This window comes from Neisseria sp. P0021.S007 (genome assembly GCF_051956855.1).
This window is the reverse complement of record NZ_JBQCXA010000002.1, coordinates 44998-67970: the sequence shown is the minus strand read 5'-3', so window position 1 is coordinate 67970 and position 22973 is coordinate 44998. Positions and strand designations below refer to the sequence as shown.

General features: G+C 47.3%; 22 protein-coding genes. 11 read left to right on the top strand and 11 right to left on the bottom strand.

Going from position 1 to position 22973, the window contains the following annotated elements; genetic code table 11:
* The first annotated feature begins 4 nt into the window (after nucleotides 1-4).
* Nucleotides 5-199: a virulence regulator gene (locus ACTHUR_RS03350; protein WP_371508841.1), complete on the top strand. Its 195-nt coding sequence runs from the start codon at nucleotides 5-7 to the stop codon at nucleotides 197-199.
* Between the two features lie 108 nt (nucleotides 200-307).
* Here the strand turns inward: ACTHUR_RS03350 and rsgA are convergent, their stop codons facing one another.
* Nucleotides 308-1174 carry a ribosome small subunit-dependent GTPase A gene (gene rsgA, locus ACTHUR_RS03345; protein WP_440361247.1) on the bottom strand — a complete coding sequence of 289 codons (867 nt, stop codon included), beginning with the start codon at nucleotides 1172-1174 and terminating at the stop codon, nucleotides 308-310.
* Between the two features lie 151 nt (nucleotides 1175-1325).
* On the opposite strand from rsgA, the gene ACTHUR_RS03340 reads away from it, so the two are divergent.
* The 5 genes from ACTHUR_RS03340 to ACTHUR_RS03320 all read left to right on the top strand — a co-directional run bounded on the left by ACTHUR_RS03340 (nucleotide 1326) and on the right by ACTHUR_RS03320 (nucleotide 6171).
* The gene (locus ACTHUR_RS03340; RefSeq protein ID WP_049349212.1) at nucleotides 1326-1943 is read left to right on the top strand and encodes a tellurite resistance TerB family protein; all 618 of its coding nucleotides are present in this window, start codon (nucleotides 1326-1328) and stop codon (nucleotides 1941-1943) included.
* 99 nt (nucleotides 1944-2042) lie between these two features.
* Nucleotides 2043-2963 (top strand): patatin-like phospholipase family protein, encoded by a 921-nt coding sequence (locus ACTHUR_RS03335; protein ID WP_440361246.1) that lies wholly within the window; start codon nucleotides 2043-2045, stop codon nucleotides 2961-2963.
* A 108-nt stretch (nucleotides 2964-3071) separates the two neighbouring features.
* Nucleotides 3072-4928 carry a ribonuclease catalytic domain-containing protein gene (locus tag ACTHUR_RS03330; RefSeq protein WP_440361245.1) on the top strand — a complete coding sequence of 619 codons (1857 nt, stop codon included), beginning with the start codon at nucleotides 3072-3074 and terminating at the stop codon, nucleotides 4926-4928.
* A gap of 135 nt (nucleotides 4929-5063) precedes the next feature.
* Entirely contained in the window at nucleotides 5064-5291 is a 228-nt protein-coding gene (locus ACTHUR_RS03325) for an exodeoxyribonuclease VII small subunit (protein WP_003681131.1), read from the top strand.
* Nucleotides 5275-6171, top strand: a complete 897-nt coding sequence (locus ACTHUR_RS03320) for a polyprenyl synthetase family protein (protein WP_004519176.1) — start codon at nucleotides 5275-5277, stop codon at nucleotides 6169-6171. Before ACTHUR_RS03325 ends, ACTHUR_RS03320 begins: the two co-directional genes overlap by 17 nt.
* A 158-nt stretch (nucleotides 6172-6329) precedes the next feature.
* Here the strand turns inward: ACTHUR_RS03320 and ftsY are convergent, their stop codons facing one another.
* Complete coding sequence (gene ftsY / locus ACTHUR_RS03315; RefSeq protein WP_191620588.1) at nucleotides 6330-7862, bottom strand: signal recognition particle-docking protein FtsY; 1533 nt, start codon at nucleotides 7860-7862, stop codon at nucleotides 6330-6332.
* Nucleotides 7863-8006: 144 nt separating this feature from the next.
* On the opposite strand from ftsY, the gene msrAB reads away from it, so the two are divergent.
* Entirely contained in the window at nucleotides 8007-9575 is a 1569-nt protein-coding gene (gene msrAB, locus ACTHUR_RS03310) for a bifunctional peptide-methionine (S)-S-oxide reductase MsrA/peptide-methionine (R)-S-oxide reductase MsrB (RefSeq protein ID WP_150540556.1), read from the top strand.
* Nucleotides 9576-10197: 622 nt separating this feature from the next.
* On the opposite strand, the gene purB is transcribed toward msrAB, so the two are convergent.
* A complete protein-coding gene (gene purB, locus ACTHUR_RS03305; RefSeq protein WP_150540555.1) occupies nucleotides 10198-11568 on the bottom strand; it encodes an adenylosuccinate lyase in 1371 nt (456 codons plus the stop codon).
* A gap of 210 nt (nucleotides 11569-11778) precedes the next feature.
* Here purB and ACTHUR_RS03300 point away from each other — a divergent pair, with 210 nt between their 5' ends.
* The gene (locus ACTHUR_RS03300; protein WP_004519182.1) at nucleotides 11779-12219 is read left to right on the top strand and encodes a surface-adhesin E family protein; all 441 of its coding nucleotides are present in this window, start codon (nucleotides 11779-11781) and stop codon (nucleotides 12217-12219) included.
* A gap of 385 nt (nucleotides 12220-12604) precedes the next feature.
* Here the strand turns inward: ACTHUR_RS03300 and ACTHUR_RS03295 are convergent, their stop codons facing one another.
* Nucleotides 12605-13174 (bottom strand): L-threonylcarbamoyladenylate synthase, encoded by a 570-nt coding sequence (locus ACTHUR_RS03295; RefSeq protein WP_440361265.1) that lies wholly within the window; start codon nucleotides 13172-13174, stop codon nucleotides 12605-12607.
* A 71-nt stretch (nucleotides 13175-13245) separates the two neighbouring features.
* Entirely contained in the window at nucleotides 13246-14517 is a 1272-nt protein-coding gene (gene purD, locus ACTHUR_RS03290; RefSeq protein WP_440361244.1) for a phosphoribosylamine--glycine ligase, read from the bottom strand.
* Nucleotides 14518-14656: 139 nt separating this feature from the next.
* On the opposite strand from purD, the gene ACTHUR_RS03285 reads away from it, so the two are divergent.
* A complete protein-coding gene (locus ACTHUR_RS03285) occupies nucleotides 14657-14968 on the top strand; it encodes a DUF4298 domain-containing protein (protein ID WP_049349195.1) in 312 nt (103 codons plus the stop codon).
* Nucleotides 14969-15022: 54 nt separating this feature from the next.
* Here the strand turns inward: ACTHUR_RS03285 and ACTHUR_RS03280 are convergent, their stop codons facing one another.
* The 5 genes from ACTHUR_RS03280 to ACTHUR_RS03260 form a co-directional block, all read right to left on the bottom strand.
* Nucleotides 15023-15634, bottom strand: a complete 612-nt coding sequence (locus tag ACTHUR_RS03280; RefSeq protein ID WP_440361243.1) for an IMPACT family protein — start codon at nucleotides 15632-15634, stop codon at nucleotides 15023-15025.
* Between the two features lie 61 nt (nucleotides 15635-15695).
* The gene (locus tag ACTHUR_RS03275; protein ID WP_049335686.1) at nucleotides 15696-16628 is read right to left on the bottom strand and encodes an electron transfer flavoprotein subunit alpha/FixB family protein; all 933 of its coding nucleotides are present in this window, start codon (nucleotides 16626-16628) and stop codon (nucleotides 15696-15698) included.
* Between the two features lie 10 nt (nucleotides 16629-16638).
* Nucleotides 16639-17388, bottom strand: a complete 750-nt coding sequence (locus ACTHUR_RS03270) for an electron transfer flavoprotein subunit beta/FixA family protein (RefSeq protein WP_003686610.1) — start codon at nucleotides 17386-17388, stop codon at nucleotides 16639-16641.
* 186 nt (nucleotides 17389-17574) lie between these two features.
* Entirely contained in the window at nucleotides 17575-18543 is a 969-nt protein-coding gene (waaC, locus tag ACTHUR_RS03265) for a lipopolysaccharide heptosyltransferase I (RefSeq protein ID WP_049335684.1), read from the bottom strand.
* 46 nt (nucleotides 18544-18589) lie between these two features.
* Nucleotides 18590-19225 carry a nicotinamidase gene (locus ACTHUR_RS03260; RefSeq protein WP_049335681.1) on the bottom strand — a complete coding sequence of 212 codons (636 nt, stop codon included), beginning with the start codon at nucleotides 19223-19225 and terminating at the stop codon, nucleotides 18590-18592.
* Between the two features lie 170 nt (nucleotides 19226-19395).
* Here ACTHUR_RS03260 and tsaA point away from each other — a divergent pair, with 170 nt between their 5' ends.
* Nucleotides 19396-20070, top strand: a complete 675-nt coding sequence (gene tsaA / locus ACTHUR_RS03255; RefSeq protein WP_049335679.1) for a tRNA (N6-threonylcarbamoyladenosine(37)-N6)-methyltransferase TrmO — start codon at nucleotides 19396-19398, stop codon at nucleotides 20068-20070.
* 95 nt (nucleotides 20071-20165) lie between these two features.
* Here the strand turns inward: tsaA and gap are convergent, their stop codons facing one another.
* Entirely contained in the window at nucleotides 20166-21170 is a 1005-nt protein-coding gene (gene gap, locus ACTHUR_RS03250) for a type I glyceraldehyde-3-phosphate dehydrogenase (RefSeq protein ID WP_049335677.1), read from the bottom strand.
* Nucleotides 21171-21822: 652 nt separating this feature from the next.
* Here gap and lpxC point away from each other — a divergent pair.
* Nucleotides 21823-22737 (top strand): UDP-3-O-acyl-N-acetylglucosamine deacetylase, encoded by a 915-nt coding sequence (gene lpxC, locus ACTHUR_RS03245; protein WP_049335675.1) that lies wholly within the window; start codon nucleotides 21823-21825, stop codon nucleotides 22735-22737.
* The last annotated feature ends 236 nt before the right edge of the window (nucleotides 22738-22973 follow it).

The following is a 22973-nucleotide window of genomic DNA, read 5'->3' as shown; positions in this document are numbered from 1 at the left end:
AACCATGTTAAACCTTTCCGCACCGATACTTAAAGAAATTGAGTTGCTTCATGATGCAGGCTTATCGGTTGGCGCTATTGTTACAGTGTTGCGTCTGAAGTTTCCGGTAGAGCTCCATGATCGGGAGGACAAACAAATTGAAGAAGCCGTGCTTCTCATGATCAATCCGCCACGAAAAGCACCTTCTCTTTCCCGCTAAGGTAGCGATACCGGTTGAAAGGTAAATTTGGTTATGCTTCAACAAAAGGCCGTCTGAAAATTTCAGACGGCCTTTTTATTTATCCAAACGCTTATTTCCGTTAAAACTTTATCTCAACAATTCATCGGTAACGCGTTGCAGAAATTCGATGCGCTCGGGTTTGGCTTCGCCTGATTCGGCAGCGGCTTTGACGGCGCAGCCGGGTTCGGCTCGGTGGGTGCAGTTGTGGAAACGGCACTGGCCGATAAGGTGGCGCAGGTCGGGGAAGTATTGCAATAAATCGGCGGCTTGGAGATGGTGCAGGCCGAATTCTTGTAGGCCGGGGGAATCGATGAGTCGGGTTTCTGCGTTTAAATCATAGAGTTGGGCGTGGGTGGTGGTGTGTTTGCCGGAGTCGAGCGCGGTGGAAATGTCGCCGGTTCGGGCGGCTTGGTTGCCGAGTAGGGCGTTGGTCAGGGTGGACTTGCCCATGCCACTTTGTCCGAGCAGGATGTTGGTTTGCCCTTCTAAAATGGGACGCAGGATGTCGGCGTTTTCCAATGCGTTGGTTTCGACCACGGAGTAGCCGAGGGTTTCGTAGAATTTAAGTTTCTCGCGCCATTGGGCGGTTTCGGGGAGGTCGGCTTTGTTGAGGATGATGACGGCGTTAATGCCGGCCGCTTCGGCTGCGAGGAGGGCGCGTTGCAACAGGGCTTCGCTGGGTGAGGGGCTGGCGGCGGTTACGATAAGGAGTTGGGTAACGTTGGCGGCAATCAGTTTGGTTTTCCACGCGTCTTGGCGGTAGAGCAGGCTTTCGCGCGGGAGGTAGTCTTCAATCACGACTTGTTCGCCGTTGATGGGGCTGATACGGACTTGGTCGCCGCAGGCGAAATCGACGCGTTTTTTGCGGGTGGTGGCGTCATATGTTTGGCCGTCGGGAGTGCGGACAATATAGCGGCGGCCATAGCTGGTAATGATTTGGGCGGTATCGGTCATGATGGGGTTTATTGTTTGGAATGGTGTGATTGTACCGAAAGTCGGCTATGGCCGTCTGAAAACTTGTTTGCACCTTTTAACTTTCTTTGGCTTGGTTTTTAGGTGTTTCTGCCCTATATTTGCAATGTATTTGTTTTCAGGAGATTTTTTTATGGATTTCAGTCAGTTGCTCAATCAGGTTTTGGGTGCGGCTCAAAAAGGCGGCAAAGCGGTAGCGGACAGCCCGCTCAATTCTTTCGGCGGCGGCGCGCTGACGGGTGCTTTGGCATCGATGCTGTTGAAAAAGAAAAACACGAAGAAGCTGGTAAAGGCCGGCTCGGTCGCTGCTTTGGGTTTTCTGGCTTATAAAGGCTATCAAAACTGGAAACAAAACCGCCAGCAGGACGAATTGCCGCAAAGTGCGTTCCAACCTGCCGGTCTGATTGGTGAAAACCACAGCCGTGTGATTTTGCAAACGATGATTGCGGCGGCGGCTTCAGACGGCCTGATTGACGATGCGGAACGCGCGGCCATCGAGCGTGAAAGCGGCAGCGATGCGGAAACTGCGGCATGGTTGCAGGCGGAATATGCGCAACCGGCCTCCATCGAGCAAATTGCCGCTTCGGTCGGCAGCGACGAGGCTTTGGCAGCCGAAACTTATCTGGCGGCCCGATTGGTCTGCGCGGACTTGTCGCGCAAGGAAATCGTGTTCCTGAGCCGTTTGTCCCAAGCTTTGAATTTGGACGACCAGCTGGTCGAAAGTTTGGAAAAACAGCTCGAATTGGCTTAAGCCGGATTTACAAGGCCGTCTGAAACCTGATTTCAGACGGCCTTTCGACTTAATTTCAGAGTAAAATAACCCTTTCGACATATTAAAGGCTGTCTGAACATGAATAAACTTTTTTCCACATTCAAAACGTTTTTAGCCGCTTCGTCCGTCTTGGTATTGGCTGCCTGTCCGAGCGGCAACGCGCCGCAATCCAAACCTTCTACGCAGGGTCAAAATACGGTTTCGCATACTGCACCCAAACCGAAAGCCACGGTTGCGCTGGCTTTGGGCGGCGGCGCGTCCAAAGGTTTTGCCCATATCGGGATTATTAAGGTTTTGAAAGAAAACAATATTCCGGTCAAAATCGTTACCGGCACATCCGCAGGCTCGATTGTCGGCAGTATGTACGCTTCGGGAATGTCGCCCGACCGCCTCGAATTGGAAGCGGAAATTTTGGGTAAAACCGATTTAGTGGATTTAACCTTGTCCACCAGCGGCTTCATCAAAGGCGAAAAACTGCAAAACTACATCAACCGCAAAGTCGGCAACCGCCCGATGCAGCAGTTTCCCATCAAATTTGCCGCCGTTGCGACCGATTTTGAAAGCGGCAAACCGGTGGTGTTCAACGTAGGCAATGCCGGACAGGCCGTCCGCGCTTCTGCTTCGATTCCGAACGTGTTCCAACCTGTCGTTATCGGCAGCCGCAAATATGTGGACGGCGGCCTGTCTCAGCCCGTACCGGTCAGCGCGGCGAAAAAAATGGGCGCAAACTTCATCATTGCCGTCGATATTTCCGCCCGTCCGGCCAAAAACGTCAGCCAAGGCATGTTCTCCTATCTTGACCAAACCTTCAACGTGATGAGCCAAACCGCCTTACACCAAGAATTGGGCCAAGCCAATGTGGTCATCAAACCGCAGGTTTTGGAGCTGGGTTCGGTTGGCGGTTTCGACCAAAAACAACGCGCCATCCAATTGGGCGAACAAGCCGCACGCGCCGCCCTGCCTGAAATCAAACGCAAACTGGCGGCATATCAGTATTAATCATCCGCCGTTTGAACAGGCCGTCTGAAAGTATGTTTTTCAGACGGCCTTTCTTGTGCAAATCTGCTAAAATCACGCGTTTCCTACAAATCATAAAATCCTAAAAAAATGAATATCTTTTACGAAGAGTCCGGCCAATTCAAAGTCGCCACCATCGTCCAAAAAAACGACGCCACCTACCAAGTCGATACCCAACACGGCAAACGCACCAAAGTGAAGGCAAACAATGTCTTTGCCGAGTTTGACGGCGATATGGCGGCATTTTTGGAGAACGCGCAGGCACAGGCAGCGGACATCGACACCGATTTATTGTGGGAAGTATGCGGCGAAGAGGAGTTTACCGCCGAAGCCATCGCCGAAGAATATTACGGCCACGCGCCGACCAAAACCGAGCTGGCGGCAACTTTGATTGCGCTGTACGCCGCGCCGATGTATTTCTACAAAAAAGCCAAAGGCGTGTTCAAAGCCGCGCCTGAAGAAACTTTGAAACAAGCGCTTGCCGCCATCGAACGCAAAAAACAGCAAGACGCGCAAATCGACGCTTGGGCGGAAGCCTTGAAACGCGGCGAGATGCCGTCTGAAATCGCGGCGGATTTGAAAACCATCTTACACGCGCCCGACAAGCAGTCACTGACCTACAAAGCCTTTACCAAAGCCGCCGATGCATTGAAAACCTCGGCCTACGAACTGGCGAAAAAAACGGGCGGTATTACGTCCATTCCCCAATACCTGCAAGACGGGTTTGAAATCAAATATTTCCCAAAAGGAACAGGCTTCCCCGACCTTCCGCTTCCTGAAATGCCTGACTTGCCTAAGGCTGACGTTACCGCCTTTTCCATTGATGACGAATCGACCACCGAAGTCGATGACGCCTTGAGCCTGACCGACTTGGGCAATGGCATGAAACACGTCGGTATCCACATCGCTGCGCCGTCGCTTGCCATTAAACAAGGCGACAAAATGGAAAAAAACATCATGGAACGCTTAAGCACGGTTTATTTCCCCGGCGGCAAAATCACTATGTTGCCCGAAAACTGGATTGCCGCGTTCAGCCTTGATGCAGGCGCATACCGCCCTTCCATCAGCATTTATTTCGATGTAGATAGCGAGTTCAACGTCGGCGAGCCGACCTGCAAAATCGAAGCGGTCAACATCGCCGAAAACCTGCGCATTCAAACCATCGAGCCGCATTTCAACGCCGAAACTGGCTTGGACGAAGCAGGCGAAATGATGTTTGCCCACCATCAAGACCTGATTTGGTTCTATCAATTTGCCATCGCCTTACAAAAAGCGCGCGGCAAATACGAGCCCGACCGTGCGCCGCAATACGATTACAGCATCGAATTGGATGAGGAAGGCAACGTATCCGTTGTCCGCCGCGAACGCGGTTCGCCCATTGATACGCTGGTCAGCGAGATGATGATTCTTGCCAACAGCACTTGGGCACAAATGCTGGATGAAAACGAGCTGCCCGGCCTTTTCCGCGTCCAACCGGCAGGCAAAGTGCGCATGAGCACCAAATCCGAGCCGCACATCGGCATGGGCGTGCAGCATTACGGCTGGTTTACCTCGCCTCTGCGCCGCGCCGCCGACTACATCAACCAAAAGCAGCTGATCAGCCTGATCGACGACTCTGCCGAGCCACTGTATCAAAACAGCGATGCCGAGCTTTTCGCCGCGCTGCGCGACTTTGATGCCGCCTATACAGCCTACGCCGACTTCCAACGCCAAATGGAAGCCTACTGGAGCCTCGTCTATCTGCAGCAGCAAGGCACGAGCGAGCTGACGGCCACCATCCTCAAAGAAGACCTCGTCCGCATTGAAGGCCTGCCGCTGGTAACGCGCGCGACCGGTATTCCGTTTGACGCGCTGCCCAAATCGCAGGCATTGTTCAAAATCACTGAATTGGATGCCGAGAAGCAGTTTATCGCGCTCAACTATCAAAAAGCCGTTTTACCGGGTTGATAACGTTATTTCGTTTGAAAAAAGGCCGTCTGAACAAAGAAACAGAAATCTTTGATTTCGTTTTCATCCCTGTTCAGACGGCCTTCATCATCTAAAAATGCTACAATTCCCCCTTTCTGCCCATCATTTCAAACCATGAAAAAAAACGCCCCCCAATCCTTTGAAGAAGCCTTATCCCGCCTCGAAACCCTGACCCAGGCCATGCAAAGCAGCGAAATGCCGCTGGAAGACGCCCTGGCTGCCTATCAGGAAGGCAACGAATTGGTCAGATACTGCCAAACCAAATTGGCGGAAGTCGAGCAGAAACTGCAAGTCTTGGATGCCGGCGAACTGAAGGAGTTGAACCTTGAACCCGGCGAATGAACTCAAAACATGGCAACAAAAAGCCCAAGCGCAAACCGAATTGCTGCTGGCGCATTTCTTGCCGTCTGAAAGCCAAGTTCCGCACACGCTGCACGAAGCCATGCGTTACGTTACCCTCGGCGGCGGCAAACGGCTGCGTCCACTCTTGGTGCTTGCCGCGTCCGAATTGGGCGAAGCAAACCAAAATGCCGTCGAGCAGGCGATGGCGGCCATCGAAATGGTACACGTCTATTCGTTGGTTCACGACGATATGCCGGCGATGGACAACGACAGTCTGCGCCGCGGCAAACCGACCTGCCATGTGCAATACGATGAAGCAACCGCCCTTTTGGTCGGCGATGCGTTGCAAACCCAAGCCTTTGATGTACTGAGCCGTCCGACAGGCCTGCCTGCCGAACGTCAGCTTGCCATGTTGTCCACGCTGGCCCAGGCATCCGGCAGCCTCGGCATGGCGGGCGGACAAGCTATCGACCTTGCCAATGTCGGCAAAGCCATGAATCAGGCCGAATTGGAACAGATGCACAGCCTCAAAACCGGCGCACTCATCCGCGCGGCCGTGGCCTTAGGCGCACTTTCCTGCCCAGACTTAACACCGGCTCAAATCCAAACCTTAGACCGCTACGCCGCCAAATTAGGTTTGGCTTTCCAAGTGATCGACGATGTATTGGACTGCGAAGCCGATACCGCCACCTTGGGCAAAACCGCCGGCAAAGACTCGGACAACGACAAACCGACCTACGTCAAACTGATGGGCCTGCAGGCCGCGCGCACTTACGCAGAAACGCTGATTGCAGAAGCCGTTGCCCTGATCGAGCCATTCGGCGACAAAGCCCTGCGCCTGCGCCAACTGGCAAAGTTTGTTACCGCACGGAAAAACTAAACCCGTAAATAAATAAAGGCCGTCTGAAACCTGATTTTAGGTTTCAGACGGCCTTTTTAACAGCCTGTTTGGCTTTTGTACCAACCGAATGCGAAGCCTTTCAAAATACGGCTCAGAAATCCCCCGCAAACTGCGTTTACAAACCTCAACCTGTCTGTTTAATCCAATAGGGCATCTACGAACGCTTTGGCATTAAACGGACGCAAATCGTCGATGCCTTCGCCTACGCCGATGTAGCGGACAGGAACTGGGCGGTCTGAGGCAAGGGCGGCAAGGATGCCGCCTTTGGCCGTACCGTCGAGCTTGGTCACGATAAGGCCGGTCAGACCCAGAGCTTCGTCAAAGGCTTTTACTTGGTTGACGGCGTTTTGACCGATGTTCGCATCCAAAACAACGATGATTTCATGTGGCGCATCAGGCATGGCTTTTTGCAGCACGCGTTTCACTTTTTTGATTTCTTCCATCAAATGAAGCTGCGTTGGCAGGCGTCCGGCGGTGTCGGCCAGCACGATGTCAATCCCGCGCGCTTTCGCAGCTTGGACGGCATCGAAGCAAACTGCTGCGGAATCGCCCGTAGTTTGCGAAATCACAGTCACATTATTGCGCTCGCCCCAAGCTTGAAGCTGCTCACGCGCGGCGGCACGGAAAGTATCGCCTGCCGCCAGCAATACAGATTTGCCCTGCGCTTGGAAGTATTTGGCCAATTTGCCGATAGATGTGGTTTTACCTGCGCCGTTGATACCGGCAAGCATAATCACGAAAGGCTCCTTGGTTTCCGGCAAGACCAAAGGTTTTTCCAAAGGCTTAATCAAGTCGTACAGCGCATCTTTCAGCGCGCCGCGCAATTCGTTGCCGTCTTTGAGGCCTTTGAGGCTGACACGGTCGCGCACGTCTTTCATCAAGTATTCGGTGGCTTCCATGCCCATATCGCTGGTAATCAGCACGGTTTCCAGCTCTTCGTACAAATCCTCGTCAATTTGTCCGCCGCCGAATACGCCGGCCAGCGATTTCGCCATTTTATCGCGTGATTTGGTCAAGCCTTGTTTCAAACGCGCAGCCCAACTGAGCTTGGGTTCTTCTACCGGAGCAGGGGCTTCAGCCGGTGTTTCCGTAACGGCTTCTTGAGCTTGCTCGACAGTCTCGCTAACTGCTTCAACAGCTTCTTCTTTGACTGCTTCGGCCTGTCCTGCTGCTTCTTCAGCAGCCTCAGCTACTTCAGACGGCATCTCGGCAACGGTTTCTTGAACCTGTTCAACAGCCTCGCTGACGGTTTCAACGGCTGCTTCTTTTGCCGCCTCAGCCTGTTCCGCTGCTTCTTCAGTAGCCTCGGCCACTTCAGACGGCATCTCGGCAACGGTTTCCTTTACCTGTTCAACAGTCTCGCTGACGGTTTCAACGGCTGCTTCTTTTGCCGCTTCAAGGTGTTCTTCTACTTTTTCGACTGTTTCAGACGGCGTTTCGGTCAAAGCTTCCCGAACCTGCTCGACAGTTTCGCTGACAGTTTCAACAGCCGATTCGACAACTGATTCAACATGCCCTTTGATGCTTTCTGCTAAAGATTCGGCATTTTCTTTAATATTTTCAACTACTTGAGTAACTTCAGATTCTACTTTTGCTGCGGTTTCCTGAACTTGAGCCTCCTCGGGAGCCGGAGTTTCCTGTTTTTTCTTGCGACGGAAGAAGCTGAACATTAAATTTTCCTTTTAATTTTAGAAACTTGAAATAGGGAGTATTGTAGCGTATTTTACGTGGCAAGGTCGTCTGAAAATCAAGTTGTCAGGTTTTGGCATTTCCAACGTCTAACGAGACAAACCATCCACACAGGAAACATAGAGATGAATCCCCGCACATTATTTTCACTTTGCACCAAGTTCGGCTGCCTGCTTGCGCTTGGCGCTTGCTCATCCAAAATAATGGATACCGAAGCCGCAACCGTACCGCAGGCATTGTCCTCATTGAAAACCCCTGACAACCGCCCTGCCAGTGTTTTCCTGAAAAAAGACAAACCCACCCTGATTAAATTTTGGGCAAGTTGGTGTCCTTTATGTTTGTCCGAATTGGGACAAACCGAAAAATGGGCGCAAGATGCAAAATTCGGTTCTGCCAACCTGATTACCGTTGCCTCGCCCGGTTTTCTGCACGAGAAAAAAGACGGCGACTTCCAAAAATGGTATGCCGGTTTAAACTATCCTAAGCTGCCCGTTGTGACCGACAACGGCGGCTCCATCGCCCAAAGCCTGAATATCAGTGTTTACCCTTCATGGGCATTAATCGGCAAAGACGGCGGCGTGCAGCGCATCGTCAAGGGCAGTATCAACGAAGCGCAGGCATTGGCTTTAATCCGCGACCCGAATGCCGATATAGGCCGTCTGAAAAACACATTTTACAAACCCGACACACAGAAAAAGGATTCAGCAATCATGAATACGCGCACCATCTACCTCGCCGGTGGCTGCTTTTGGGGCTTGGAAGCCTATTTCCAACGCATAGACGGCGTGATTGACGCCGTATCCGGCTACGCCAACGGCAAAACGGAAAACCCAAGCTACGAAGACGTGTCCTACCGCGATACGGGCCATGCCGAGACCGTCAAAGTCACCTACGATGCCGACAAACTCAGCCTAGACGACATCCTGCAATACTATTTCCGCGTCGTTGACCCGACCAGCCTCAACAAACAAGGCAACGACACCGGCACGCAATACCGCAGTGGCGTGTACTACACCGACCCCGCCGAAAAAGCCGTCATCGCCGCCGCACTCAAACGCGAGCAGCAAAAATACAAACTTCCCCTCGTCGTCGAAAACGAGCCGCTGAAAAACTTCTACGACGCCGAGGAATACCATCAGGACTATCTGATTAAAAACCCCAACGGCTACTGCCACATCGATATCCGCAAAGCCGACGAACCGCTGCCGGGCAAAACCAAAGCCGCTCCGCAAGGCAAAGGCTTTGACGCGGCAACGTATAAAAAACCCAGCGCTGCCGAACTCAAACGCCTCCTGACCGAAGAGCAATACCAAGTTACCCAAAAAAGCGCGACCGAATACGCCTTCAGCCACGAATACGACCATCTGTTCAAACCCGGCATTTATGTGGACGTCGTCAGCGGCGAACCCCTGTTCAGCTCTGCCGACAAATTTGATTCCGGCTGCGGCTGGCCGAGTTTTACCCATCCAATTAATGCCTCCGCCGTTACCGAACACGACGATTTCAGCTATAACATGCGCCGCACCGAAGTGCGCAGCCACGCCGCCGACTCACACTTGGGACACGTCTTCCCCGACGGCCCGAAAGACAAAGGCGGCCTGCGCTATTGCATCAACGGCGCAAGTTTGAAATTCATTCCTTTGGAAGAAATGGACGCAGCCGGCTACGGTGCATTGAAAGACAAAGTGAAATAACGGATTGAATCGAAAAAGGCCGTCTGAAAAAGATTTCAGACGGCCTTAAATTTATAATTTATTTGGTCATGTCATAAAATGATGCAACAGAAAGTATTAAATACATTACTGATATCAAAATATATTTAATTTTTTTATCTCTAATTTCTTTCCATAAATGCAAGCATATAGGAAGCATCGTAAACACTAGAACCGCAATATTAAAACATAAAAGAAAGAGATATCCTTTAGAACTTTCTTTCCAAAAGGGTATAAAAAAACTTGTACATATCGAAAATCCAATTAGAAAAGAGACAATACTATTTAAAACATCAATAATTCTTGCCTCTATTTGAATAGAAACAAGATACGGAAAATTACATAATTGTAGAAACCTAAGAAAATGAAGATATGCCAATAATACATATATTGGAGTCAAACCCATAAAAGTATCAAATATATTTTTAAAAGGAATTTTTCCATGAAAATGTAATATACTGACTAACAAGCCGATTGGTAACCATATAATCAAATTTTCCTTACTTGGAAAATATTTAAACATCTAAAACTTTCTTCATTATTTTCATACTATATATTTAATTCAAAAAAAGCCATTTGAAGATTCAAATGGCTTTTTTATAAATCAAATTCGTTTTGCCAACTCTTCGGCCTTACCCACATACAACGCAGGGGTCAGCTCAAGCAATTTGGCTTTGGCTTCTGCCGGAATTTCCAACGATTCGATAAAGAGTTTCAACACTTCAGGCGTAATGCCGTCTTTACCGCGTGTCAGGTCTTTCAGCTTCTCGTAAGGATTGGCTACGCCGTAACGACGCATTACGGTTTGAATCGGCTCGGCCAGCAGCTCCCAAGTAGCGTCCAAATCGGCAGCAAGGGCGGCAGGATTCGGCTCAAGCTTGTTCAGACCGCGCAGATGGGAGGCAAAGCCCAATATGGTATAGCCCACGCCTACGCCCATATTGCGCAATACGGTGCTGTCGGTCAGGTCGCGCTGCCAACGGGAAATCGGCAGTTTTTCAGACAAAAAGCCCAATACGGCATTGGCCATACCGAGGTTGCCTTCGGAGTTTTCAAAGTCAATCGGATTGACTTTGTGCGGCATGGTGGAAGAACCGACTTCGCCTGCTTTAACTTTTTGTTTGAAGTAACCCAAAGAAATATAGCCCCAAACATCGCGGTTGAAGTCGATCAGAATCGTGTTGACACGGCTGATGGCTTGGAAGAATTCCGCCATATAGTCATGCGGCTCGATTTGAATGGTGTAGGGGTTGAAGGTCAGGCCGAGGCTGATTTCAACGAAGTTGCGGCAATGGGTTTCCCAATCCACATCGGGATAAGCGACCATATGGGCATTGTAGTTGCCGACTGCGCCGTTGATTTTGCCGAGGAACTCTTGCGCTTGCAGGTTTTTGAACTGGCGTTGCAGGCGGTACACGACATTGGCGATTTCTTTACCCAATGTGCTTGGTGTCGCAGGCTGGCCATGCGTGCGGCTCATCATAGGGACGGCAGCCAACTCATGCGCCATGCCGGTCAGTTTTTTGATGATTTCGGCCAGTTTCGGCAGCAAAACAGTCTCACGCGCTTCTTGCAGCATTAAAGCGTGGGACAGGTTATTGATGTCTTCGCTGGTGCAGGCAAAGTGGATGAACTCGCTGGCAGCAGCCACTTCAGGCACGCCGGAGAAGCGTTCTTTAAGCCAATATTCGATGGCTTTGACATCATGATTGGTGGTCGCCTCAATAGCTTTGACGGCGGCAGCATCTTCAAGCGAGAAGTTTTCGATCACTTTGTCGATTTCGGCAAGCGTAAAATCGCTGAAAGCAGGAACTTCTACAATCTTAGGTTCGGCGGCAAGGACTTTGAGCCAGTTTAATTCAACTTTGACACGCGCACGCATCAGGCCGTATTCGGAGAAAATCGGACGCAATGCTTCAACGGATTTGGCGTAGCGGCCATCTAATGGGGAAAGTGCAGCGATAGGGTTAATCATGTCGGATCTTCCTATGGGATGAAAACCAAATTGTTTGCAATTATACATGATTTTACACTCCAAGGCCGTCTGAAAGACAGGTTTCAGACGGCCTTTTCAGCGTATTTTTCATAAAATTCTTTTCAGAGGTTCAACTTTGCAAAATCGATTTACGATATATGCCATCTTCACGGATAATATCGGCTGACTTTCTGTAAATAATGAGGTTTTATGAATATCAAACGTTTTTCCCTAGCTGCAACCGTATTTGCGGCTTTGATGTTGAGTGCCTGTGAAACAACCACCACATCGAGCGGCGGCGGCAGCTGGACCAACATCGGCACCATCTCTGAAGGCAATATCAAAGTGGCTATTGATAGAAGCAGCATTAAAAGAAATGGCGCACTGGTTACTTTCCGCGATAAAAAAACCGTTTCCAAACTGAAAGAGGAACGTTTCGTCAACACGCCGGCCTATAAAACAGCCATCGGCAGCTGGGAAATTCATTGCTCAAACAAAACCTATCGCCTGGCAGCGCTGCAACTGATGGACGAACACGGCCGGGTAATTTCCAACCAAAGCTATACTCCGACCAGCATCCGCCCAATGAGCGTCATGAGCGGCACGATTACTGAAAAACAATACGAAACAGTGTGCGGACATAAGCTTTAATCCACACTTATTCACAAAGTTATCCACACTTTAAATATTTAAAAGGCCGTCTGAATGCTTTAAATATCAAGTTTCAGACGGCCTTTTTATGTTTTGATGGAAATTTATCTTCAAATTTATCCACAAAATTTGTTTATTCAAAAATAATTTATTACAGCGATTCATTCACGCTCAAAATTTGCTTCATTCTTTGCAAGGGCATTTCACAAAATACTGCTTTTTACTCTATTTACTGACTTACTATCTACTTAATCGAGCTGTATTTACAGACTACCATGCATCAAACTGGATCTGCGCTAAATGCTTTTCACACAGGTATTCCAATCTTTTGGAAAAAATTTTCTTCTCCAAATAAACACCTTTCCTTTGATGATACAGCCCATCTTTAACGCAGCCTTGCCCCTGTTTCTCCGTCAATAATCTGGCTGGGCGTTTTCTGCTTACCTATCAATCCGCCTACAATCCAAACTTTCCTGCCAAACTGTCTTCTGACTTCTCTTTCTGTTTTGCACGCCCGTTTTCCTGCACGATTGCATGAAGTAGAGACTAAAGGCATTTCCAAAACCTGACACAAACGCCTTGCACCTGCGTGCGCTGGAACCCTGACAGCCAATTTACTGCGTCCTTTTCCTCGTAACGAAGGCAATACTTTTTTGCCGGCCGGCAATAAAAAAGTTTTCGGAGCCGGCCATGCTTCATGCAGCATGGTTTGGATATTTTCAGACGGCCTTTGCAGCAAAGGTTGCAACTGTTCCAAGCTATGGCCAATGACAATCATACCTTTGTGTTGAGGTCGTTTTTTCAGATGAATCAATTGGTTGAGTGCTTTGAGCAAAGTAGGGACACAGCCCAAGCCATAGCAAGACTCGGTAGGATAGGCGACCAAACCGCCTTTTTTAAGATGCGCCTGCAGCTTGCGTTGGGCTGCAGCCGATAAAATTCTGGGGAACATCATCATATACCAAGGTCGTCTGAAACTGCGATTGTCGGACAATCTGTGTTCAGACGGCCTATTTCTATTCATTATTAATGGTTGATGGCTTTATCGGCAATATCTTTACGGTATTGCATACCGTCAAAACGGATGGTTTCCAATGCCTCATAAGCCTTGCTCTTAGCTTGTGCAACATCATCGCCCAAACCGACTACACACAACACACGGCCGCCGTTAGTTACCACTTCGCCTTTTTCATTCGTTGCAGTACCGGCATGGAAAACTTTACCAGTTTGATTGGCCTTATCCAAGCCGAAGATCACATCGCCTTTTTTCGGAGAGCCAGGATAGTTTTGTGCGGCCAACACCACACCTACTGCAGTCTGCGGGTTCCATTCGGCAGCAACACTATCCAGTTTGCCGTCGATTGCCGCTTCAACCAAATCCACCAAATCGCTATCCAAACGGCTCATAATCGGCTGGGTTTCAGGGTCGCCGAAACGGCAGTTGAATTCGATGGTATAAGGCGCACCGGTTTTATTAATCATCAAGCCCGCGTATAAAAAGCCGGTAAACTCATGACCTTCTGCTTTCATACCTGCCACAGTCGGCAAAATAATTTCATTCATCGTGCGCTCGTACACATCAGGCGTTACCACCGGAGCAGGGCTGTATGCGCCCATACCGCCGGTATTAGGGCCTTTGTCGTCATCCAGCAGGCGTTTATGGTCTTGGCTGGTTGCCATCGGTAAAACATGATTGCCGTCCACCATAACGATAAAGCTCGCTTCCTCGCCTTGCAGGAAATCTTCAATCACGACGCGCGCGCCTGCATTGCCCATTTTATTGCCCAACAACATATCGTCGATAGCGGCATGGGCTTCATCCAAAGTCATGGCGACAATCACGCCTTTACCGGCAGCCAAGCCATCCGCCTTAATAACAATTGGCGCACCTTTTTGGTTGACGTAATCATGTGCCGCATCGGCATTTTCAAAGGTTTGGTATTGCGCGGTTGGAATCTTATATTTTGCCATAAATGCTTTAGCAAAATCTTTTGAGCTCTCCAGCTGGGCCGCGTATTGAGTCGGGCCAAAAATCTTCAACCCGGCAGCACGGAAATCATTCACCACACCGGCAGCCAAAGGCGCTTCAGGGCCGACTACGGTAAAGGCAATATTTTCATTACGGCAAAAATCAATCAAATCTTGATGTGCTGTCAACGCTATATTCTGTAGTTTAGGCTCAATTGCCGTTCCGGCATTACCAGGTGCAACAAAGACAGTTTTTACCTTAGACGACTGCGCCAATTTCCAAGCCAGTGCGTGTTCACGTCCACCATTACCAATAACGAGCAATTTCATACCGTCTCCTTGAAGAATAGATGTTGTAAATAAAATTCAATCGATGGAATATTGTTCCATCTTGCATAGCTGTTTCAAATTAAGAATAATATTGCACCAAGACAACCATACTCTAATTTCAAACAACGAAAGGAAAATCATGCAAAAACGTATTGACGAAATTCAAAGCAAATACCGCGAATGGTGCGAATTACTGCCGCAACTGGAAGCAGATATCGCCCGCTGGAAACATGCTGCAAGCCTTATGCAGGACATGGATGAATTCTATACCAACGAATACCAAGCATGCCATCAAGCCATTGAAGAAGGGGCAGATGTTGATTTGCGTACACAGGGCGAATACAGCATTATGAGCGAAGATGCCCTATGGAACGCACTGGGGGAATTTCATCAACTGGCTTGGGAACACCTGCGCTCAAGTGTAAATGCTTTAGACAGATACCAAGGCTAAAACTTCAAAGGCCGTCTGAAACTTTTGATTTCTCAAATATGTTCAGACGACCTTTTATTCAAACGGCTTTTCAGTATCTATTTCAATTTGGCGCGTATTTTTCCAAGCAGCAATACAAGCTTCATAATCGGCCAACGCTATTTTCACTGTCAACTTACAATCCAGTTGCAAATCCTGTTCCACAATATCGGCCTGATATTGTTTGGCAATCCGTATAGCCTCATTCAAAACAGGATATTCACACTTCAACCAAACTATCTTTTCGACATTCTTTTCAACAACTTCAGCTATTGCCAGTGCCTGAGCCGTTGATTCCTTATAAGCATGAATCAAACCGGGAACACCCAATAGCGTACCGCCAAAATAGCGCACAACCACAACTAACACATCCGTTACGCCGACAGAATCAATCTGTCCCAGAATAGGGCGGCCTGCACTTCCGGACGGTTCTCCATCATCGTTTGCGCGAAACTGCATTCCATCCACACCCAATCGATAGGCATAGCACCAATGTCGTGCCTTGTGATGTTCTTCCTTTAATGGGTCTAGATACTTCTTTACATCGGCCAAAGTGCGAATCGGATAGGCGTATGCAATGAAGCGACTACCTTTATCTTTAAATTCAGCCTGTGTCGGTGTGGTAATGGTTTTATAGGTCGTAATCATGCCAAAATATTTTCAGACGGCCTTTGTTATAAAAGGCCGTCTGAACGTTTCACGTGAAACATTAGTTTTTCAGTGCTTCAGTCAGTTGAGGTACAACTTCAAACAAATCACCAACCAAGCCGTAATCTGCCACATTGAAAATCGGAGCGTCAGCATCTTTGTTGATGGCAACAATTACTTTACTGTCCTGCATACCGGCAACGTGTTGGATAGCACCGGAAATACCGATAGCAAAGTACAGTTGCGGCGCAACCACTTTACCGGTTTGTCCGACTTGGGCATCGTTTGGCGCATACTCGGCATCCACTGCTGCACGGGATGCCCCAATCGCCGCACCCAAAACATCAGCCAAAGGAGTCAATACTTCATTGAATTTTTCCGCACTACCCAATGCACGGCCACCGGAAACAATCACTTTTGCCTGAGTCAATTCAGGGCGGTCAGACTGGGAAAGTTGACGGTTTACGAAACGGCTCAGGTTTTGAGCAGGCGTTGCCTCAACATTGACCACTTCTGCATTACCGCCTTGTCCGGCAGCATCAAATGCGGTTGCACGGAAAGTCAGCACCAGTTTTTCAGAATTGGATTGAACGGTTTCAAATGCATTACCGGCATAAATCGGACGGACAAATGTCGAGTTATCCACAACTTCGGTTAAATCGGAAACTTGTGGTACATCCAACAGGGCAGCAACCCGGGGCAACAGATTTTTACCAAACGCAGTTGCAGTCGCAGCCACATAGCGGTAATCCGCAGCCAGTTTAACAACCAAAGGCGCTAATTCTTCTGCCAAACCTTCAGCGTAATAGGGCGCATCGGCTACCAAAACTTTCACTACGCCTGCAACCTGTTTTGCCTCTTCAACCACCGCAGCAGCATTACTGCCGGCAACCAATAAATCTACATTACCAAATTTAGTAGCAGCCGTTACCGCATGCAAAGTGGCAGGATTCAAATGTTGGTTATTATGTTCCGCAATAATCAATACGCTCATTTCATACTCCTTAGATCACTTTGGCTTCGTTTTTCAGCTTTTCAACCAATTCGGCAACATCAGCCACTTTTACACCGGCTTGACGTGCTTTAGGTTCGGCAAATTTCACGGTATTCAAACGTGGAGAAATATCCACAGCCAAATCGGCAGGACTTAATTTTTCCAAAGGCTTTTTCTTTGCCGCCATGATATTAGGAAGTTTGACAAAACGTGGTTCGTTCAAACGCAAATCTGCACTGATGACCGCAGGCAGCTTCAATGCAACAGTCTCTTCGCCGCCGTCAATTTCACGGGTTACCAATGCTTCTTCGCCTTCAATTTGCACTTTTGATGCAAAAGTACCTTGAGCCGCATTCAACAACGCAGCCAGCATTTGGGCAACTTGGTTGGCGTCATCGTCAATTGCCTGTTTGCCCAACAGTAAAATTTGCGGATTTTCTTTATCCGCAACAGCTTTCAGCAATTTAGCAACAGCCAAAGGCTCCAACTTCGCATCAGTCTCAACGTGAACCGCACGGTCGGCACCCATCGCCAAAGCAGTACGCAACGTCTCTTCACATTTTTTCTCGCCAAGAGAAACAGCAACAATCTCGCTTACTTTTCCGGCTTCTTTCAGACGGACAGCTTCTTCTACTGCGATTTCATCAAACGGGTTCATCGACATTTTAACATTACCGATATCCACATCGGAACCATCGGCTTTCACACGAACTTTGACGTTGTAGTCCACTACGCGCTTTACTGCGACCAGTGCTTTCATTCAATTCTCCTAAAAAGAATGTCCATCAAATCAAGCATACTGCTTTTGATACATTCTTTATATAAAATCCAATTCGATCTTTCACCAACATGATAAAACCAAATTTGTATAAATCTTGGCAAATAGAGCGGAATTATATCATTTCTAAAGCATTTACTCAGAAAATAAATCCACCCCCTCCAGCAATTATTTACCGTACGCTGCAATACAATCCATCAAGGTTTGATAAACCTCGTCAACATTGGGAATTTGAGCAATACCACCTAAATTTTTTGCATAAGCCGAAACTTGAACGCCGGTCTTGGCCGGATCTGTATCTGTATAAATTCCTACAACAGGCTTTTCCAACGCATTGGCAAGATGCAACAATCCGGTATCTACGCCAATAATACCCTCTGCGTTTTTCAATAAAAATGCAGCCTGTAATAAATTCATTTTGTCGCAAACCGAAGCAAACGGTAAATCGCTTGCAATCTGTTCGGCACGCATTTTTTCGGTTTCATTTCCCCATGGCAGATACACATTGCATTGTTGTTCTTCATTCAACTTTTTCAATAATGCATACCAGTGTTCTACCGGCCATAATTTACTGTCGCGACTGGTTGCATGCAAAGCAACGTAATAGGGGGATTGCAAATTTTTCAGACGGCCTGATTCAGGAACCAACAAACCAAATACCTGCGTTTCAGGCATTGTATAACCAAATGCTTGGGCGAATAATTCACGGTTTCGCCAGACCGCATTTTTACCTTTCGGTACGGCAAATGTTTTACTGTATGCAAAGGCAGCCAAACTTTCACGCGCGCTGTGTTTATCCAAACCGTAAATAGGGGATTTCGCCATTTTGGCAAAGCATGCGCTTTTAATCAGTCCTTGACTATCTAAAACAAAATCAAAAGATTCAGCCTGTAAATCCGTTTTCAGACGGCCTATTTCACGCCATGTTTCAGCCTGAAAAAGGTGTTTGCGCCACTGCCGCCATTTCATTACATGAACCTTTTTGACAAAAGGATGTAAGCGGGCAATATCTGCAAACCCTGCCTCACACAGCCAATGGAGCTCTACCTCAGGACATTGTCGCGCCAAATCTTCAACTGCGGGCAACGTATGAATTAAATCGCCCATACTGGACAAGCGGACAAGTAAAATCTTCATATTTTGGAAAATGTTTCACGTGAAACAACAGAATTTTAAATATAATTTATTGATTATTAATGTATTTTTTTATTTCTTTGGCGTTTTCTAAAATAATAGCCCCGGCAGAATACATTTCCTGCCATGCTGATTCAACCGTTTCCGGAGCAATGCCGCGACAAGCAGCCTGATTGACGATGACTTTCCAAGCCCCGCCTTTAAGCAACTGTAAAACTGTCGTTTTCACACAATAATCCGTTGCCAAACCGCCGACAATGACTGTATCTGCATTTTGACAGCGCAACCATTCGATCAAACCTGTACTGAGCTTTTCTTCAATATCGTGAAAACATGCGCCGTAAGGATGTAACTCAGGATCGACGCCTTTCCAAACGCAATAATCGTATTCTTTGGCTGAAGGCAGGCCATCCAACAAATCATAGCCATATGTTCCAACCATCGCATGCGATACCCAAGTCAAATCCGCATCGGGTAAACCCGTCGGTTTCAACATATCAACAGGATTATCCACAAGCCATTTTGCCGCGGCATGATGCGCATCTTTCGTCATTACGCGTAAATCCGCCAATGCAGCTTGGGCATTGAGTTCATCCGCAATCAGGTGACCTTCGGCAACGGGCAATTCTTTCGGACACAAAGGCGTAAACGTTTTTTGTGCATCTACATCGATAGAAACAATCATGTATTAATATAACCTATTGATTTTATTTTAAATAATTTAAATTATTCATTTATTGCCCATATACGGACATTTGGAATAAATGCTTTGTATTATAACAAATTACTACTACAAAATGTGGGAAAACATCTGTGATATGATGACAGTTTGCACAGAATATTTATCCACAAATTATGTCCTATTCTATTACGCCTATTGCAACCGTTCATTCCCCCTACAAACAAAAATTCGGCATTGCCCGCCAACCCGGTTTGGTTCCTGCAGCAGAAATTTGCATTGAACTCACTCCTGAATTTACCGCAGACAGCGTTCGGGGCTTGGAAGATTTTGACTATGTGTGGATAAGTTTTATTTTCCACGGCGTATTGGATGAAGGTTGGGCGCAAATGGTGCGTCCGCCACGGCTTGGAGGCAAACAAAAAATGGGCGTATTTGCCACGCGCAGCCCGCACCGCCCCAATCATCTCGGTTTATCCCTGCTGAAACTCAAACGCATCGAAACAGGCAAACCTGTCCGCATCTATTGCAGCGGCGCAGACCTATTAGACGGTACTCCGGTAGTGGATATCAAACCCTACATCCCGTTTATCGAATCCAAACCTGACGCATCATCAGGCTTTGTCAGCGGCAAACCTGAAGAATTGAACGTTGTCTGGGCAGAAAGTACGCTTGCAGAACATTTATCCACAGAAGAAAAACATCTCATTGAGCAAAGCATCGCCCAAGATCCTCGTCCTGCCTATCAAGATATTCCTGAACGGATTTATGTAATGAATATTGCGGATTATGAAGTACAGTTTAGGATAGAAAACAAATGTGCCACTGTGATTAAACTATCCACAATCTGATTGCAAATTGAATCTATCTACAAACAAAAGGCCGTCTGAAATATTCAGACGGCCTTTTAATTATCCACAGACTGATTGATTCAGCCTGTTATCCTTTAGATTTTGCTGGCAAAAAATTCCAAGGTACGAACCAATTGGCAAGTGTAAGACATTTCATTGTCGTACCAAGCAACGGTTTTCACCAATTGTTTGTCGCCAACTGTCATCACACGGGTTTGAGTGGCATCGAAGAGTGAGCCGTATTCAATACCGATAACGTCGGAAGATACGATTTGATCTTCAGTGTAGCCTAAAGCATCGTTGGCGGCAGCTTTCATGGCTGCATTGATTTCTTCTTTGGTAACAGGGCGTTCGAGAACAGAAACCAGTTCAGTCAAAGAGCCGGTGGCTACAGGAACGCGTTGGGCAGAACCATCAAGTTTGCCGTTCAATTCAGGGATAACCAAGCCGATGGCTTTAGCGGCACCGGTGCTGTTCGGTACGATATTCAAGGCAGCGGCACGGGCGCGGCGGAAGTCGCCTTTGCGGTGTGGCGCGTCAAGGGTGTTTTGGTCGCCGGTATAAGCGTGGATAGTGGTCATCAGGCCTTCAACAATACCGAATTCTTTTTGCAATACCGCAGCCATAGGGGCCAGACAGTTAGTCGTACAAGAAGCGGCGGAGATGACGGTTTCGCTGCCATCCAAAATATCTTGGTTTACGCCGTATACGACAGTTTTCACATCATTGCCGCCAGGAGCCGAAATTACAACTTTGCGCGCACCGGCACGGATATGGGCTTCCGCTTTGGTTTTATTGGTAAAGAAACCAGTACATTCGAGGACAACGTCCACACCCAGCTCGCCCCAAGGCAATTCTTCAGGATTAGGATTGGCAAATACTTTGATTTCTTTGCCGTTCACAACAATCGCATCATCTTTCAATTCGGCAGAGCCTTCAAAGCGGCCTTGAGTACTGTCGTATTTAAAGAGGTGCAGCAGCATATCGGCAGGAGTCAAGTCGTTAACAGCAACGACTTCGATACCTTGGGCTTTTTCAATTTGACGTAATGCCAGACGACCGATACGGCCAAAACCATTAATCGCTACTTTAATACTCATTTTGCTACTCCTAATTAGATGGAATGGGAAAAATTTTTCAGTAAGGCCATTGTATCCTGAAATAAAATTACTTTCTAGGATTAAAGATAATTACTTTTAAGTTGTTTGATTTAAATAAAGAAAACATGAAATTCTTGTTTGTAGGAAAATATCAGGTAAATCGAATCAGTCCTGAATTTTGATATTTTATTTCATAAAAACCATTTTCCAATCTTAAAAGTTTCATAAGTTTATGGAAATCATAAACTTAGTTCTATTTCCTCCTTATTTTGCCATTTTTGTGTTGATAATTCAGTGTTTTCTTCAAATTATAATATTTTAATTCTTAAAATGATGATTTTGATGAAGAACCAAACTATCTGTGGATAACAGGATAACTTTCTTTAAAAATAATTTGATAATTCATTTTTATCTTTGAAGCCAACCCCAACTGAATGCCGGAATAAAAAAGGATAGAATCTTAGTTCTTCTATTTTTCTGTGGATAAAACCCAAATTACCCACTTCAATTTCACATGCTATTGTGGATAATTAAAATTTTGAAATTCACACCCGCAAAACATCCATATTGGCAAATACTATTAAAAATGATGGCTTGTTTTTTCCTTTTTAACGTATCATTTGCCCATCAGACTTTTTAAAAGGAAGCAATTATGTTGCAACGGACTTTAGCCAAATCAGTAAGCGTTACCGGCGTCGGCCTGCATTCGGGCGAAAGGGTCGCTCTGACTTTGCATCCTGCCGAAGAAAACAGCGGTATTTCGTTCCGCCGTACTGATTTAAGTGGGGAAATGGGCGAAGTAATCAAATTGAATCCTTATTTGATCAACGATACCCGCCTCTCTTCAACCATCGTTACCGATAAAGGCGTACGCATCGGCACGATTGAACACATTATGTCGGCATTGTCTGCCTACGGCATTGACAATGCCTTGATTGAATTGAACGCGCCTGAAATTCCGATTATGGACGGCTCCAGCCTGCCGTTTATTTACCTTTTACAAGATGCAGGCGTGGTGGATCAAAAAGCCCAAAAACGTTTTTTGAGAATCCTCAAACCTGTTGAAATCAAAGAAACCGGAAAATGGGTACGCTTTACGCCTTATGACGGTTTTAAAGTTACTTTAACCATCGAATTTGACCATCCCGTATTCAACCGCAGCGCACCTACTTTCGAGATTGATTTTGCAGGAAAATCCTATATCAATGAGATTGCCCGCGCCCGTACCTTCGGCTTTATGCACGAAGTGGAAATGATGCGCGCCCATAATCTCGGACTGGGCGGCAATTTGAACAACGCCATCGTGATTGACGACATGGACGTTTTGAATCCGGAAGGTTTGCGCTATCCCAATGAATTTGTCCGCCACAAAATCCTGGATGCAATTGGCGATTTGTACATTGTCGGCCATCCGATTATCGGCGCATTTGAAGGTTACAAATCAGGTCATGCCATCAATAATGCACTGTTGCGTGCCGTTTTGGCAGATGAAAGCGCTTACGAATGGGTTGAGTTTGCCAATGACGAAGACTTGCCCAGCGCTTTTCACGAGCTGCCGGCAGCCTGATAGAAAATAGATAAAGCAGTCCAATGAAAAGACCGTCTGAACCTTTCAGACGGCCTAAATCATGTTGTTTTCCACAAGTAATTATCCACATATTCATCCCTTTTATCTTATTGAAAAATAGAAATATTAAAATTTAATGTTATTCTTATACACATCTTATCCATATATTTTCCCAAACTAAAAAGGCCGTCTGAAACGAAGCTGTTCAGACGGCCTTTTTCATGTCAACCGACAAA

What these genes read in the sequence shown, in the direction of transcription:
- ACTHUR_RS03295 (WP_440361265.1), bottom strand. Translation starts at nt 13,174, where the DNA reads ATGATGTTCCCCAGAATTTTATCGGCTGCAGCCCAACGCAAGCTGCAG.
- ACTHUR_RS03325 (WP_003681131.1), top strand. Translation starts at nt 5,064, where the DNA reads ATGAAAAAAAACGCCCCCCAATCCTTTGAAGAAGCCTTATCCCGCCTC.
- ACTHUR_RS03300 (WP_004519182.1), top strand. Translation starts at nt 11,779, where the DNA reads ATGAATATCAAACGTTTTTCCCTAGCTGCAACCGTATTTGCGGCTTTG.
- purB (WP_150540555.1), bottom strand. Translation starts at nt 11,568, where the DNA reads ATGATTAACCCTATCGCTGCACTTTCCCCATTAGATGGCCGCTACGCC.
- lpxC (WP_049335675.1), top strand. Translation starts at nt 21,823, where the DNA reads ATGTTGCAACGGACTTTAGCCAAATCAGTAAGCGTTACCGGCGTCGGC.
- rsgA (WP_440361247.1), bottom strand. Translation starts at nt 1,174, where the DNA reads ATGACCGATACCGCCCAAATCATTACCAGCTATGGCCGCCGCTATATT.
- ACTHUR_RS03280 (WP_440361243.1), bottom strand. Translation starts at nt 15,634, where the DNA reads ATGATTACGACCTATAAAACCATTACCACACCGACACAGGCTGAATTT.
- ACTHUR_RS03285 (WP_049349195.1), top strand. Translation starts at nt 14,657, where the DNA reads ATGCAAAAACGTATTGACGAAATTCAAAGCAAATACCGCGAATGGTGC.
- ACTHUR_RS03340 (WP_049349212.1), top strand. Translation starts at nt 1,326, where the DNA reads ATGGATTTCAGTCAGTTGCTCAATCAGGTTTTGGGTGCGGCTCAAAAA.
- purD (WP_440361244.1), bottom strand. Translation starts at nt 14,517, where the DNA reads ATGAAATTGCTCGTTATTGGTAATGGTGGACGTGAACACGCACTGGCT.
- ACTHUR_RS03350 (WP_371508841.1), top strand. Translation starts at nt 5, where the DNA reads ATGTTAAACCTTTCCGCACCGATACTTAAAGAAATTGAGTTGCTTCAT.
- ACTHUR_RS03260 (WP_049335681.1), bottom strand. Translation starts at nt 19,225, where the DNA reads ATGATTGTTTCTATCGATGTAGATGCACAAAAAACGTTTACGCCTTTG.
- msrAB (WP_150540556.1), top strand. Translation starts at nt 8,007, where the DNA reads ATGAATCCCCGCACATTATTTTCACTTTGCACCAAGTTCGGCTGCCTG.
- ACTHUR_RS03270 (WP_003686610.1), bottom strand. Translation starts at nt 17,388, where the DNA reads ATGAAAGCACTGGTCGCAGTAAAGCGCGTAGTGGACTACAACGTCAAA.
- waaC (WP_049335684.1), bottom strand. Translation starts at nt 18,543, where the DNA reads ATGAAGATTTTACTTGTCCGCTTGTCCAGTATGGGCGATTTAATTCAT.
- ACTHUR_RS03330 (WP_440361245.1), top strand. Translation starts at nt 3,072, where the DNA reads ATGAATATCTTTTACGAAGAGTCCGGCCAATTCAAAGTCGCCACCATC.
- ACTHUR_RS03335 (WP_440361246.1), top strand. Translation starts at nt 2,043, where the DNA reads ATGAATAAACTTTTTTCCACATTCAAAACGTTTTTAGCCGCTTCGTCC.
- ACTHUR_RS03275 (WP_049335686.1), bottom strand. Translation starts at nt 16,628, where the DNA reads ATGAGCGTATTGATTATTGCGGAACATAATAACCAACATTTGAATCCT.
- ftsY (WP_191620588.1), bottom strand. Translation starts at nt 7,862, where the DNA reads ATGTTCAGCTTCTTCCGTCGCAAGAAAAAACAGGAAACTCCGGCTCCC.
- tsaA (WP_049335679.1), top strand. Translation starts at nt 19,396, where the DNA reads ATGTCCTATTCTATTACGCCTATTGCAACCGTTCATTCCCCCTACAAA.
- gap (WP_049335677.1), bottom strand. Translation starts at nt 21,170, where the DNA reads ATGAGTATTAAAGTAGCGATTAATGGTTTTGGCCGTATCGGTCGTCTG.